The organism is Streptomyces sp. NPDC001668, assembly GCF_042893155.1.
Taxonomy (GTDB): domain Bacteria; phylum Actinomycetota; class Actinomycetes; order Streptomycetales; family Streptomycetaceae; genus Streptomyces.
Genome location: NZ_JBIAUQ010000005.1, coordinates 508,991 through 521,823, shown reverse-complemented (window position 1 = coordinate 521,823; position 12,833 = coordinate 508,991). Strand labels below are relative to the sequence as shown.

Sequence of the window (12,833 nt, the reverse complement as noted above, 5' to 3'; positions counted from 1 at the left end):
TCAGAACGCGGCCGTGAAGCCCGCCCAGCTCTCGGGGGAGAAGAGCAGCGCGGGTCCGTCCGGATTCTTGGAGTCGCGTACGGCGAGCAGCCCGGCGCATGGCCCGGCCGACGGCCTCGCCGTCTCGACGCAGTTGTTCGCCCCGGTGCTGTAGCTGCTGCGCAGCCAGCGCACTTCGGGCAGTTCCCTGCTGGAGGTTACGTTCCGAGGCAGTGCGGACATGGTGCCTCCTTACGTGCCGTCACCCATCCCGGCGAGGTAGTCCAACGAGTCCTCGGGCGAAAGGGCGTGGATCCGAAGGGTGTTGAAGGCCTCGGTGTAGGCCTGGAGGTCTTCTTTCCGTTCGAGATAGAGGCTACTCGTCAAGTGGTCGAGAACAACCACGTCCAGATCAGAAGTGCGCGAAAATGAGAAGATTACGAAAGGCCCGGTGATGCCCACATGCGCCCCGGCCGTGAACGGCAGTACCTGCAGCCGCACTTGAGGCAGTCGCGCCGCCTCCTGGAGTCTCTTGAGCTGGCGGGCCATCACCTCGGGGCCGCCGACCTCCCGCCGCAGCACCGCCTCGTCCAGGACGGCGCTCAACTCCAGGGGCCGCTGTGCCCGAAGGACGTCCTGCCGGGCCAGCCGGACCTTGACCAGCGCGTCGAGGCGTTCGTCGTCGAGGCCGTCCACCGAGGCCCGGGTCACCGCGCGGGCGTACTCGGGTGTCTGGAGCAGCCCGGGCACCACGGAGGTCTCCAGGGTGCACATCGCGCTCGCCTGGGCCTCCAGACTGATGAAGTCCCGGTACGTCGGCGGCAGGACACCCCGGTAGGCGTGCCACCAGTGGTGCCGGCCGCCGGTCTCCTCGGAGCCCGCCAACGCCAGCAGCAGCTCCCGCAGTTCCGCGTCCCCCACACTGTAGGCGTCGAGGAGTAACCGCACATCGGCCGGTTTCACCCCGCTGGCACCGGTCTCGATACGGCTCACCTTCGACTGGTGCCAGCCCACGAGCCGGGCCGCGTCACCACTGGTGAGGCCCGCACTTGCGCGCAGCGCACGCAGTTCGGCGCCCAGCTTCCGGCGGCGCACCGCGGGACCGTGCTGCATGGCGCTACTCCTTACTCCTTACGAGCCACCCAAATACGGTCTCGCGTCGCAGAGTTCACCGCTTCGAGCGACAGATATATGCATATCTTGGTGGATCGGCACCCGTCGGCGCCCCGGTAATGGCACTCTGGCGATGAACCACCAGTCCGGGACCGTACTCGAACCATCCGCACCGTGTCGGACTCCGGTCCCGTGGGAAAGGGACGACGTCGCCATGGCAGACCACCTGGAAGCATCCGTCACTCTGCCGAGCGAACCCGCCTCGGTCTCCGCGGCCCGCACCTACGTCCTGAGCACACTCGCGGAGTGGGGTCTGCCACCCACCACCGAGGCCGCCGAGACCGTCCGGCTCATCGTCTCCGAACTCGCCACCAACGCCGTACAGCACACCTTCGGGCAGTCACCCACCTTCACGGTGGACATCGAGCTGGACCGTGACGAACACCTGCGCATCGGGGTCACCGACAGCCACCCCCGCTTCCCCAAACGCCTGCCGGCCGCGGTCCAGCAGGACAACGGCCGGGGCATGGTGATCATCCGCTGGCTGGTCGCCGAGTCCGGCGGCAAACTGAGAGTCAGGCCGACGCGGGAGGGCGGCAAGACGGTCTCCATCGAACTCCCGTGGACCGTACCGGCGCAGCCGGTCACGGCGGCGGGACAGCAGGAGCCGTAAGAGACGTCAAAGCGGCCGCACGCGGCCGAACGCCCCCCGCAGCAGCGCCCGGAAGGCATCCGCGGCGGGCGCGAGCTCACCGGCCCGGTGCACGACCGAGATCGTACGGCGCAACAGACCACCCTCCAGCAGCCGCACCCCCACCGGAGTGACCGCCGTCCGCACCACCATCTCCGGCACGACCCCGACCCCGAGTCCGGCGCTGGCCAGCGCGCACACCAGCGCGTATCCCGGAGTCGCCACCAGCACCGACGGCGTGGCCCCCGCCCGGGCCAGTACCGCCTCCACCTCCCGACGGGCCGGATGGTCCGGTGACATGCTGATCAACGGCTCACCGGCGAGCTCCGCCAGCGGCAGCCGCGTGGAGCCGTCGGCGAGGGCGTGTCCGGGGGCGGTCACCAGGACCAACTCCTCGGTCAGCAAGGGTTCCGCGCTGAGCGTGGTCGGCAGCGGAGACGGCTCGGCCGGTTCATAGGTGTGCGTCAGTGCCAGGTCGATCTCCCCGGCCGCCACTGCGGCTGCTCCGGCGGGGGGCTCGTAGAAGGCGACCTCCAACTCCACGTCAGGATGGGCCCGTCGGAAGGCGCTCAGCACCGGTGGCAGCAGCTGGATGCCGGCCGTCTGGAAGGTGCCCAGCCGCAGGGTGCCGCCCGACAGGCCGGCCAGTAGGGCGAGTTCAAGCCGGGCCCGGTCCAGTTCGTCCAGCACCCGGCGGGCCCGGGTCGCCAGCAGCTCGCCGGCGCCGGTGAGACGGGCACCGCGGTGATGCCGTACGAGAAGAGCCGTGCCCACCTCCCGCTCCAGCTTGGCCAGCTGCTGGGAGAGTGCGGGCGGGGTGTAGCCGAGGCGCTCGGCGGCCCGGGTGATCGAACCCGCCTCCGCCACTGCGACCAGGGCGGCGAGCCGGGTCGGGTCGTACATGGCGGGGCAGCCTGCCTAAAGGAATGGTTAAGGGGAGCCCAGGTTATTCGAAATACCTGCTGAAGGCACTACTGCGGCACGCTGGGTCGTATGGATGGACAGATCGTCGCCTTCACCGGGGTCGCCGCCGGCATGGTCGCCGTGCCGGGCGCGGACTTCACCGTCGTCGTACGCAACGCCCTGGTCGCCCGTAGGGCCGGGATCGTCTGCGCGATCGGCGTCGCGTGCGGACTGCTGCTGCACACGGCGCTCGCGGTGGCGGGCGTCGCCGCCGTACTCACGGCCGTGCCCGCACTGTTCCACGCGCTTCGAATGCTGGGCGGGGGCTATGTGTTGTACCTCGGGGTGCGGGACTTGCTGGAGCTGCGGAAGGCCCCTCAGGTCACGGCTCACGTGCCCGAGTCCGACGGGCGCCCACTGCGGCAGGGCTTCGTCACCAACGCGCTCAATCCCAAGGCGCCGATCACGTTCCTGAGCCTGTTGCCTCAGTTCGTGCCGGACGGTGCCTCCGCGCTGCCCCGGACGTCGTTGCTCGCGCTGATCGTGGTAGGGCTCGCGCTGGTCTGGTTTCCGGCGGTGGCCGTGCTCGTGGACCGGCTGGGGCGGTGGCTGCGTAGGCCGAGGGCCGCGCGGGCCGTCACCAGGGTCACCGGAGGCGCGCTGACGGTACTCGGGGTGCTGCTCCTGGCCGAGCCGTTGCTCGCCGCCTGACCGGCTCACGGGCCGGGTGGGTCCTTGCCGTGCCGCCTTCCTCGGTGCGGCCCGCCCGCCGCACCAGCCGGGGCAGCAGCCACCACAGGCCCAGACACACCAGCAGGGTCGCCGTGCCCGCGGCCACTCCGCCGGCCCGGCCCGTGGTCACGTCCACGACTAGCAGGACGGAGCCGGTGAATGCGAGGACCAGGACTCCCATGCCGACCGTGGCGAGGCGGGAGGAGACCTGCACTATGCGGGCCTTGGCGCCGCGCTGGAAGAGCGAGCGGTGCAGTGCCGCCGGTGCGGTGAACAGGGCCGCCGCCACGACCGCCAGCAGCAGTGTGGTCACGTAGGTGGCGCGCTGGAAGGTGTCCAGCGAGGGAAAGCGCTGTGTGAAGGCCAGGGTCAGCAGAAAGGCGAAGAGGATCTGCACCCCGGTCTGGGTCACGCGCAGTTCCTGGAGCAGCTCGCCGAAGTTGCGGTCGGCGCGCTCCAGCGGAGTCTCGTTGCGGGCGGTGCACGGGCGGTGGTCGGCCATGCGGGGACGGGTAACCAGCTGAGCCCGTGTCACGCGTCCGCGGGAGCCCGAGGGGGCGGCGGGAGGTCAGGTCGCCGCCGCCCCCTCGGGGGCGTCACTTGACCCGGCCGTACCAGACGCTCTTCGTCCAGATCTTCTGCAGCCTCACCACGTCCCCGGTCTTCGGGGCGTGCCAGATCTTTCCCTTCCCGGCGTAGATGCCGACGTGGTAGACGTTCGAACCCGAGTGGAAGAACACCAGGTCCCCGGCCTTGCGGCTGCCCGCGCCGATGTGGCGGGTCTTGTTGTACTGCTGGGCCGCGGTGCGCGGGAGCTTCTTGCCCGCCTTCTTGAACGAGTACAGCGTGAGCCCTGAGCAGTCGAAGCGGCGGGGCCCCGTGGCGCCGTACTTGTACGGCGAGCCCTTCTTGGACGCCGCGACCTTCAGCGCCGTCGTCGCCGGCGTCGCGGCTGCGGCGTCGGCTGCGACACCAGGAACCACGACGGAGCCGCCCACAGCGGCGATGGCGAATGCCGAGGCCGTACCGGCCCGGACCATCAGCGACGGGACACGATTGAGCGCAGTCATGCGCAACCCTTCGTCAGCCGCCTGTGAAGGATGACCTGTCGGATTCGGGCTGGCGAAGTTGCCCGGCCGCTGACGCGGCTTCACCCCAAGGGATGCTCGGCCCGGTCATGGCGTGACCGTTCCGGCGACCCGTCGTGCTTGGGTCCTCCACTCCTGCCGATCCACTCCTGTCGACCGGTCATCCGGGCGGCGGCAGGACTCGGCGTCCGCCCGGATCGCCCCGCCGCTGCGGCGGGGGCTTGTCGTCAGACAGGGATCTTGGCGTACGGAAGTGCGAAAAACCCAACGGAACCGTGGATTTGTGTTGTTACTCACCACTCACCCGTTTGGGTGAACACCCCTTCGAACGCAGGGGTGTCGAGGGCCCGAGGAGCCCCCGACCAGCGCAGAAACACCACATTCCGCTCCTGTAGCAGGCGCGTTGCGCAACCCCAGCGGTCGTGAAAAAGGAGCCGCGCCTCCTCCAATAGGGGGTACGTCGTTCGGCCCGTTTCGACTCAGCCGCGGACGCCTCGTCAACTGTCGCCGGGGGGTGGCACGGTGACCCGGGCCGTGCGCCGTTCACCGTCCAGGACCCGCAGCGCCCGCGCCAGCGTCGCGGCATGCAGTTCGCGCTCGCCCCGGCCGTGCATCAGTACGAGCGCGTCACGCAGCTCGGCCGCCCTGGTCACCAGCGCCTGAGCCGCGCGCAGTCCGCCGTAGGTGTCCTCGCGCCGGGCCGGATTGATCCGGCCCAGCAGGTCGACCACGTCGAGATAACGGTCGATCAGCTCGCCCTCGGCGCGTGTCAGCGCGGGCAGCGGTGGAAGGTCCGGCACCATCGACGGCTCACCTCGCGCCCGGCGTGGTGGGCGAGGACTTCCGGCTCGGGACGATCGCGTCCACCAGGCCGTAGTCCAGGGCGCCCTGCGCGTCCAGGATCTTGTCCCGCTCGATGTCCGCGCTCACCTGCTCGGGGCTGCGCCCGGTGTGACGGACCAGCATCTCCTCCAGGCGGGCCCGCACCCGGGTCAACTCGTCGGCCTGGATGGCCAGATCGCTGGCCTGTCCCTGCACCGGCTCGCTCAGCGCGGGCTGGTGGATCACCACCCGGGCGCCCGGCAGCACCGACCGCTTGCCCGGGGTGCCCGCCGCCAGCAGCACCGCCGCGGAGGAGCCGGCCTGCCCGAGGCACGTCGTCTCCACGTCGCAGCTGACGTACTGCATCGTGTCGTAGATCGCCGACATCGCGCTGAACGAGCCGCCGGGGGAGTTGATGTAGAGCGAGATGTCCCGGTCCGGGTCCTGGTACTCGAGGTGCATGAACTGCGCCATCAGGTCGTTCGCCGAGATGTCGTCGATCGGCGTCCCGAGGAAGACGATCCGCTCCTCCAGCAGCTTCGAGTACGGATCCAACGTCTTGTGCCCGGAGCCGGTGCGCTCATGGAACTCGGGCAGGACGTGACGGGCGGTCGGTCGGGTCATCGGGTACCCCTCCTCGCGTCAGACTGTCTGTAAAAAATGTACAGGACGTACGTGACGTTATGATGGGGGTATGGCCTACGAGATTCCGGTGACGCAAGCCAGGGCTGAGCTCGCCGACCTGATCAACCGGGTGGTGTACGGCGGCGAGCGCGTCGTCGTCACGCGACACGGAAAGCCGCTGGTCGCCCTGGTCTCGGCCGCCGACCTCGAACAGCTGGAGGAGGCTCAGGGGCTCGCCGAGGAGCAGGTGATCAGCGCGGTCTCGGCCGTGCGGGAGGTCGCGTCCGCTCCTCGCGAACAGCAGCGGTTCGGCATCGCGGCGCATCACCGGGGGCCCGGCGCCTCGTAGAGACGCGTGTGCCCCCGGGCCGTCGTGGCCGGGGGCACGGAGAGCGGTTCGGTCAGCCGGCGGGGGCGAGTTCGGGTTCGGCGGCGGCGGGCGTGGTGCTCTTCGCCCGTGCCTTCAGCGCGTTTCCCAGCAGCACCGCACCCAGACCCAGCGCGGCCCACCAGGTGAGCGTCAGGGCGGGCTCGGTGGCCGCCGCGCCGTCGAAGAACGACACCGACCGCAGCAGGGTCGCGCTCGCGCCCGGCGGCAGCCACTGGCCGATCGTGCCCACCGGCTCGGGCAGCAGCCGCGGGGCCGAGGCGGCACCCGAGAACGGGTTGCCGAGGAACATCACCAGGAACGCGACGGCCCCGATCCCCGCGAAGCCGACCAGGGCGGCCAGGCCCGCGACCGCCGCGCTCACCGCCAGCGTCGCCAGGGCGAACGTCCCCGCCTCCGCCCACCAGTTCCCGGTGAGGACCCCGAGCCAGCTGTGGACCAGGGCGGCCGCGATGACGCCCACCAGTGCGGAGGCCAGGATCAGCGCGGTCACGGCACGCGGGCCGCGCAGTCCGAGCAGGGTCGCCAGCGCGCCCGCGATGATGCCGGCCAGCGCCAGCGGCAGCACGGACGTGCTCAGGGCCGCCCCCCTGGGATCGGCTGCCGGGGTCGGGACGACGTCCACGGTCCTCACCTCGGTGCCGGTCGCCGCCGCCTGCCGGGTCACCGCCTGCTGGAGGAGCTGCGCCACGACCGGACTCGCGGCCGACGCGGTGAGCAGTTCCGGGCCCTGCGCGGAGACGACGACCGCGCCGTATACGGTCCGGTCCTCGACCGCCGTCCGCGCGTCCCTCTCGTCGGCGTAACGGTGGATCTCGAAGGCGCCCTTGTGCTGCCTGAGTCCCTGCTCCACCGGCGCCGCCGCGGCGGCCGGTCCGGCCACGCCGAGGGGCAGGTCGTGCGGGGCGGTGCGGGCGGCCGGCCAGGCGAAGGCCCACAGGGCCAGGGCGGCGAGCAGTGGCATGAGGACGACGACCGCGATCATGCGACGGGTGGACATGAGGGTCCTCTCCGGGGCGGGTGCCCCGTAAAAAAGAAGGATCGTTCGTTTTGATTCGCTCCCACCGTCCCGCCATGGTCCGTGGCTTGTCAAGAAGGAATGTTCGTTTTAGTTTGGGCGCCATGGCTCGCGTATCCCAGGCACACCTCGACGCCAGGCGGCGGCAGATCCTCGACGGCGCGGCGGTCTGCTTCGCCCGCAACGGCTTCCACGCCACATCGATGCAGGACGTCCTGAAGGAGGTCGATCTGTCGGCGGGGGCCGTGTACCGCTACTTCAGCGGCAAGGAGGAGCTCATCGGCGCGATCGTCGCGGAGGTGCTCGGGCAGGTCCACGAGGGCTTCGAGGAGGCGGCCCGGAGCAGCCCGCCCCCGCCCCCGGACCTCCTGGTGGCGTCGGTGCTCGGCCGCGTGCTCGCCACCAAGGAGTCGCTGACCGTGGACGGGCAGCCGGCGTTCGCGCGCCTGGTCATCCAGGTGTGGACCGAGACGCTCCGCAACGACGAGCTGGCCGCCGTCCTGCGCGAGGGCTACGGCGCGGTCCGCGAGACCTGGGCGCGGATCGTCCGGGCGTACCAGGACGCCGGGACCATGCGGCCGGACGTGCCACCGGAGTACGTGGCCCGCACGATGATGGCGGCCGCGATGGGCTTCATCGCGCAGCAGGCCCTGTTCGGGCCGGCGCCCGCCGAGATCCTGAGCGAAGGCCTGCGGGCGCTGACGGGCATGCGGGCCGAGGCCGACACGCGCTGAGCGATCACAGCTCGGTTAACGTGCCTGAAACCGGATCCAACTAGCCTGCGGATCCACGCCACCAGGGACTTTGCCCCGGGGCAGAGGCAACCGGGCCCCGCACGGTCCGGAGCGAGGACTGTGAGGTGGGACGTGCAACTGACCCCGCACGAGCAAGAGCGGCTGCTGATCCATGTGGCGGCCGACGTGGCCGAGAAGCGCCGGGCCCGCGGGCTCAGGCTCAACCACCCCGAGACGGTCGCGCTCATCACGTCACACATCCTCGAAGGCGCGCGTGACGGCCGTACCGTAGCCGAACTCATGGCCTCCGGACGGCAGTTGCTGACCCGGGACGACGTCATGGAGGGCATCCCCGAGATGATCCACGACGTCCAGGTCGAGGCGACCTTCCCGGACGGCACCAAGCTCGTCACCGTCCACGACCCGATCGTCTGACGGGGGCTGCCGTGATTCCCGGAGAGATCCTGTTCGCCGAGGACCCGATCGTCTACAACGAGGGCCGTGAGGTCACCCGGCTGACCGTCCTCAACGCCGCCGACCGGCCCGTCCAGGTCGGCTCCCACTACCACTTCGCCGAGACCAACCCCGGCCTGGAGTTCGACCGGGCCGCGGCCCGCGGCAAGCGGCTGAACATCGCCGCCGGCACCGCGGTGCGCTTCGAGCCCGGTATCCCGGTCGAGGTGGAACTCGTCCCGCTCACCGGCGCCCGCGTGGTGCCCGGCCTGCGCGGGGAGACCGGAGGTTCCCTCGATGCCTGAGATCTCTCGTGCCGCCTACGCCGACCTGTTCGGCCCCACCACCGGCGACCGCATCCGGCTCGCCGACACCGATCTGCTGATCGAGGTCGAGGAGGACCGTTCCGGCGGACCCGGACTCGCCGGTGACGAGGCCGTGTTCGGCGGTGGCAAGGTCATCCGCGAGTCCATGGGCCAGTCGCGTGCTACGCGCGCAGACGGCACCCCCGACACCGTCATCACGGGTGCGGTCGTCGTCGACCACTGGGGTGTCGTCAAGGCCGACGTCGGCATCCGCGACGGCCGGATCACCGGCATCGGCAAGGCGGGCAACCCCGACACCATGGACGGGGTGCACCCGGACCTGGTGATCGGCCCCGAGACCGAGATCATCGCGGGCAACGGCCGGATCCTGACCGCCGGCGCCGTCGACGCGCACGTCCACTTCATCTGCCCGCAGATCGCCGACGAGGCGCTGTCGTCCGGCGTGACCACACTCGTGGGCGGCGGCACCGGCCCCGCCGAGGGCTCCAAGGCGACGACGGTCACCCCCGGCCCCTGGCACCTCGCCCGGATGCTGGAGGCGATGGAGCAGTACCCGCTCAACATCGGCTTCCTCGGCAAGGGCAACACCGTCTCCCACGAGGCGATGCTGTCCCAGATCCGCGGCGGCGCCCTCGGGCTGAAGCTGCACGAGGACTGGGGCTCGACCCCGGCCGTCATCGACGCCTCGCTGACCGTCGCCGACCGCACCGGCATCCAGGTCGCCATCCACACGGACACCCTCAACGAGGCCGGATTCGTCGGCGACACCCTCGCCGCGATCGCCGGCCGGGGCATCCACGCCTACCACACCGAGGGTGCGGGCGGCGGGCACGCGCCGGACATCATGACCGTGGTCTCCCAGCCGCACGTGCTGCCGAGCTCGACCAACCCGACCCGGCCCTTCACCGTCAACACCGCCGAGGAACACCTCGACATGCTGATGGTGTGCCACCACCTCAACGCGGCCGTACCGGAGGACCTCGCCTTCGCCGAGTCCCGCATCCGTCCCACGACCATCGGCGCCGAGGACATCCTGCACGACCTGGGCGCCATCTCGATCATCTCCTCCGACGCCCAGGCCATGGGACGCGTCGGCGAGGTCATCATGCGGACCTGGCAGACCGCGCACGTCATGAAGCGGCGCCGGGGCGCCCTGCCCGGTGACGGCCGGGCGGACAACCACCGCGTACGGCGCTATGTCGCCAAGTACACGATCAACCCCGCCGTCGCCCAGGGGCTCGCGCACGAGGTGGGGTCGGTGGAGACGGGCAAGCTGGCCGACCTGGTGCTGTGGGAGCCGGCGTTCTTCGGCGTCAAGCCGCACCTCGTGATCAAGGGCGGGCAGATCGCCTACGCGCAGATGGGCGACGCCAACGCGTCCATCCCGACCCCGCAGCCGATCCTTCCCCGGCCGATGTACGGGGCGATCGGACGGGCCCCCGCCTCGAACTCCTTCAACTTCGTGGCGCCCCTCGCCATAGAGGACGGGCTCCCGGAGCGGCTCCAGCTCGGCAAGCGGTTCGTGGCGATCGAGTCGACGCGCCAGGTCACCAAGGCCGACATGCGGGAGAACGACGCGCGGCCCGACGTACGGGTCGACCCCGACAGCTTCGCCGTGCACATCGACGGCGAGCTGGTGGAGGCCAGCCCGGCGGCCGAACTGCCCATGGCCCAGCGTTACTTCCTCTTCTGATGTCCAGGGCTGCGCTACTCGTCCTGGCCGACGGCCGCTTTCCCGCCGGGGGGCACGCGCACTCCGGCGGGGCGGAGGCGGCCGTGAAGGCGGGGCGGATCACCGGAGCGGAGGACCTGGAGTCCTTCTGCCGGGGGCGGCTGCACACCGCGGGCCTGGTGTCGGCGGCGCTGGCCGCGGCGGCCGTACTGGGGGTCCCTCCCGCGGAGCTGGACGCGGCGGCGGATGCCCGTACGCCGTCGCCCGCCTTGCGGGTCGCCGCGCGGAAGCTGGGCCGCCAGCTGATGCGGGCAGCCCGGGCGACCTGGCCGTCGCCCGAACTCGACGCGGTGGCACGGGAGTTCCCCAAGGGTGCCCACCAGCCCGTCGTGTTGGGTCTGGCGGCTCGATCGGCGGGCCTTGAGCCCCTGGACGCGGCCTACTGCGCGGCGTACGAGAGCGTGAGCGGGCCCGCGTCGGCGACGGTGCGGTTGCTGAGCCTCGACCCCTTCGACGCGACGGGTGTACTGGCGCGACTGACCCCGGAGTTGGACCGCGTGGCGGACAGAGCGGTCGAGGCGGCGAGCCGGGCGCTGGGTGAGGGCACCGACGCACTGCCTGCCACGTCCGCCCCGCTGCTGGAAATCGGCGCGGAACTGCACGCGGCATGGCCAGTACGCCTGTTCGCCTCCTAGAGGGGGCCCAGGTGACCCACTCGGGGTCGCGGGGAACCGCGCGACCAGCCCCCACGCACCCGCACCCGACAACGAACCCTCAGGAGCCGTACATGCATCTCGACCACCACCACGACACCCCCGCCGCCCTCAGCGCGGACGCGCACCGCCCCGACGGCACCCGCAGAGCCCTCCGCATCGGCCTCGGCGGCCCCGTGGGCTCCGGCAAGACAGCGACCGTGGCCGCCCTCTGCCGGGCCCTGCGCGACGAACTCTCCCTCGCCGTCGTCACCAACGACATCTACACCCGCGAGGACGCCGAGTTCCTCCTCAGGGAGGCCGTCCTGCCCCCCGAGCGCATCACCGCCGTGGAGACGGGTGCCTGCCCCCACACCGCGATCAGGGACGACATCTCCGCCAACCTGGAGGCCGTAGAGGACCTGGAGGACGAGGTCGGCCCCCTGGACCTGATCCTCGTGGAGAGCGGCGGCGACAACCTGACCGCGACCTTCTCCAAGGGGCTCGTGGACGCCCAGATCTTCGTGATCGACGTGGCCGGAGGGGACGACATCCCGCGCAAGGGCGGTCCCGGCGTCACCACCGCCGACCTGCTCATCGTCAACAAGACCGACCTGGCCCCGTACGTCGGCTCCGACCTGGCACGGATGGCCGCCGACGCCAAGGCCCAGCGCGCCGAACTCCCCGTCGTCCTCCAGTCGCTGCGGAGCGAGACCGGCGTCGAGGACACCGCCGCCTGGGTCCGGACACAGCTCGCCGCGTGGACGGCGTGACCGTGACCGAGGCCGTGACCGCGGCCGTGGCCGGGGTGCGGGCCACCGCGCGGATGGTCGCGCGGGACGACGGGCGCGGCGGTACGGCGCTGCCGGTGCTGGAGAGCGACGGGCCGCTGGCGCTGCGGAGGACCCGGGGGAGCGGCGCCCAGACGCGGGTCATGCTCGTCGGCGCGATGAGCGGACCCCTCGGCGGCGACCACTTCACCGTGGAGGCCGATGTCCACCAGGGCGCGCGTCTGCGCGTCGGATCCGCCGCCGCCACCATCGCCCTGCCGGGCCAGGTCAAGGGCGAGGCCCGCTACGACGTGCGGCTCACCGTCGCCGACGGCGGCGAACTGCACTGGCTGCCCGAGCAGTTGATCTCCGCGGGCGGCAGCGACCTGCACGTCACCACACACATCGATGTCGCGGCGACAGCCCGGCTCGTGCTGCGTGAGGAGCAGGTGCTCGGGCGGGCGGGGGAGGAGCCCGGGCGGCTCGGCAGCCGACTCGTGCTGCGGGTCGCGGGGCGGACCGTGCTCGATCAGGAGCTGGCCTGCGGACCCGGGGCGCCCGGCGGCTGGGACGGCCCCGCGGTGCTCGGGGGCCACCGGGCGGTCGGCCAACTTCTCGTCGTACGGCCCGAGTTCGCGGACCGGCCGGTGACGGCACAGGTGCTCGACGAGGGCGCCGCCCTCATGCCGCTCGCCGGACCCGCCGCCCTGGTGAGCGCCGTCGCCCCGGACGCCCTGCGACTGCGCCGGTCTCTGGAGCAGGCGCTGACGGTCCTGGACGCCTAGTCCGCCCAGCGAACGAGCTCTTCCGTTTATCGGATTGGCAAAG

The 12,833-nt window shown here is 71.3% G+C and carries 18 protein-coding genes and 1 riboswitch; of the genes, 10 read left to right on the top strand and 8 right to left on the bottom strand.

The genetic code is table 11. From position 1 onward, the window contains the following. Together ACFYZ8_RS18910 and ACFYZ8_RS18905 are read right to left on the bottom strand one after the other, a co-directional pair. On the bottom strand, window positions 1-222 hold the full coding sequence (locus ACFYZ8_RS18910; RefSeq protein ID WP_359032116.1) for a DUF397 domain-containing protein: 222 nt from the start codon (window positions 220-222) through the stop codon (window positions 1-3). A gap of 9 nt (window positions 223-231) precedes the next feature. Then, entirely contained in the window at window positions 232-1,092 is an 861-nt protein-coding gene (locus ACFYZ8_RS18905; RefSeq protein ID WP_359032115.1) for a helix-turn-helix transcriptional regulator, read from the bottom strand. Window positions 1,093-1,306: 214 nt separating this feature from the next. Here ACFYZ8_RS18905 and ACFYZ8_RS18900 point away from each other — a divergent pair, with 214 nt between their 5' ends. Further along, window positions 1,307-1,765, top strand: a complete 459-nt coding sequence (locus tag ACFYZ8_RS18900) for an ATP-binding protein (protein ID WP_388529793.1) — start codon at window positions 1,307-1,309, stop codon at window positions 1,763-1,765. A gap of 6 nt (window positions 1,766-1,771) precedes the next feature. Here the strand turns inward: ACFYZ8_RS18900 and ACFYZ8_RS18895 are convergent, their stop codons facing one another. Next, the gene (locus tag ACFYZ8_RS18895) at window positions 1,772-2,686 is read right to left on the bottom strand and encodes a LysR family transcriptional regulator (protein WP_359032113.1); all 915 of its coding nucleotides are present in this window, start codon (window positions 2,684-2,686) and stop codon (window positions 1,772-1,774) included. A 90-nt stretch (window positions 2,687-2,776) separates the two neighbouring features. Here ACFYZ8_RS18895 and ACFYZ8_RS18890 point away from each other — a divergent pair, with 90 nt between their 5' ends. Further along, window positions 2,777-3,397, top strand: coding sequence for a LysE family translocator (locus tag ACFYZ8_RS18890; protein WP_388529796.1), 621 nt, complete (start codon window positions 2,777-2,779; stop codon window positions 3,395-3,397). Here ACFYZ8_RS18890 and ACFYZ8_RS18885 read toward each other — a convergent pair. The 4 genes from ACFYZ8_RS18885 to ACFYZ8_RS18870 all read right to left on the bottom strand — a co-directional run bounded on the left by ACFYZ8_RS18885 (window position 3,333) and on the right by ACFYZ8_RS18870 (window position 5,952). Next, window positions 3,333-3,920, bottom strand: a complete 588-nt coding sequence (locus ACFYZ8_RS18885; protein ID WP_388529799.1) for a DUF6328 family protein — start codon at window positions 3,918-3,920, stop codon at window positions 3,333-3,335. The genes ACFYZ8_RS18890 and ACFYZ8_RS18885 overlap by 65 nt on opposite strands. A 94-nt stretch (window positions 3,921-4,014) precedes the next feature. Beyond that, window positions 4,015-4,488, bottom strand: coding sequence for a C40 family peptidase (locus ACFYZ8_RS18880; protein ID WP_359032110.1), 474 nt, complete (start codon window positions 4,486-4,488; stop codon window positions 4,015-4,017). Between the two features lie 3 nt (window positions 4,489-4,491). After that, window positions 4,492-4,703, bottom strand: a riboswitch (cyclic di-AMP (ydaO/yuaA leader). Between the two features lie 300 nt (window positions 4,704-5,003). After that, entirely contained in the window at window positions 5,004-5,309 is a 306-nt protein-coding gene (locus ACFYZ8_RS18875) for a hypothetical protein (RefSeq protein ID WP_359032109.1), read from the bottom strand. A gap of 7 nt (window positions 5,310-5,316) precedes the next feature. Beyond that, the gene (locus tag ACFYZ8_RS18870; protein WP_388529802.1) at window positions 5,317-5,952 is read right to left on the bottom strand and encodes an ATP-dependent Clp protease proteolytic subunit; all 636 of its coding nucleotides are present in this window, start codon (window positions 5,950-5,952) and stop codon (window positions 5,317-5,319) included. Window positions 5,953-6,022: 70 nt separating this feature from the next. Between ACFYZ8_RS18870 and ACFYZ8_RS18865 the strand changes: the two genes are divergently transcribed. Continuing rightward, window positions 6,023-6,301 (top strand): type II toxin-antitoxin system Phd/YefM family antitoxin, encoded by a 279-nt coding sequence (locus tag ACFYZ8_RS18865; RefSeq protein ID WP_359032107.1) that lies wholly within the window; start codon window positions 6,023-6,025, stop codon window positions 6,299-6,301. A 52-nt stretch (window positions 6,302-6,353) separates the two neighbouring features. On the opposite strand, the gene ACFYZ8_RS18860 is transcribed toward ACFYZ8_RS18865, so the two are convergent. Then, window positions 6,354-7,340: an ABC transporter permease gene (locus tag ACFYZ8_RS18860; protein ID WP_388529804.1), complete on the bottom strand. Its 987-nt coding sequence runs from the start codon at window positions 7,338-7,340 to the stop codon at window positions 6,354-6,356. Window positions 7,341-7,462: 122 nt separating this feature from the next. Here ACFYZ8_RS18860 and ACFYZ8_RS18855 point away from each other — a divergent pair, with 122 nt between their 5' ends. The 7 genes from ACFYZ8_RS18855 (at window position 7,463) to ACFYZ8_RS18825 (ending at window position 12,790) form a co-directional block, all read left to right on the top strand. Further along, window positions 7,463-8,092: a TetR/AcrR family transcriptional regulator gene (locus tag ACFYZ8_RS18855; RefSeq protein ID WP_359032105.1), complete on the top strand. Its 630-nt coding sequence runs from the start codon at window positions 7,463-7,465 to the stop codon at window positions 8,090-8,092. Window positions 8,093-8,224: 132 nt separating this feature from the next. Then, the gene (locus tag ACFYZ8_RS18850; RefSeq protein ID WP_359032104.1) at window positions 8,225-8,527 is read left to right on the top strand and encodes an urease subunit gamma; all 303 of its coding nucleotides are present in this window, start codon (window positions 8,225-8,227) and stop codon (window positions 8,525-8,527) included. 11 nt (window positions 8,528-8,538) lie between these two features. Beyond that, entirely contained in the window at window positions 8,539-8,850 is a 312-nt protein-coding gene (locus ACFYZ8_RS18845; protein WP_359032103.1) for an urease subunit beta, read from the top strand. After that, window positions 8,843-10,564, top strand: coding sequence for an urease subunit alpha (locus tag ACFYZ8_RS18840; RefSeq protein WP_388529807.1), 1,722 nt, complete (start codon window positions 8,843-8,845; stop codon window positions 10,562-10,564). The genes ACFYZ8_RS18845 and ACFYZ8_RS18840 overlap by 8 nt, the downstream gene beginning before the upstream one ends. Further along, a complete protein-coding gene (locus ACFYZ8_RS18835) occupies window positions 10,564-11,238 on the top strand; it encodes an urease accessory protein UreF (protein WP_388529810.1) in 675 nt (224 codons plus the stop codon). The genes ACFYZ8_RS18840 and ACFYZ8_RS18835 overlap by 1 nt, the downstream gene beginning before the upstream one ends. Before the next feature lie 92 nt (window positions 11,239-11,330). Continuing rightward, window positions 11,331-12,008: an urease accessory protein UreG gene (gene ureG / locus ACFYZ8_RS18830; RefSeq protein WP_388529813.1), complete on the top strand. Its 678-nt coding sequence runs from the start codon at window positions 11,331-11,333 to the stop codon at window positions 12,006-12,008. Then, window positions 11,996-12,790, top strand: a complete 795-nt coding sequence (locus tag ACFYZ8_RS18825; protein WP_388529816.1) for an urease accessory protein UreD — start codon at window positions 11,996-11,998, stop codon at window positions 12,788-12,790. The genes ureG and ACFYZ8_RS18825 overlap by 13 nt, the downstream gene beginning before the upstream one ends. Window positions 12,791-12,833 lie beyond the last annotated feature (43 nt).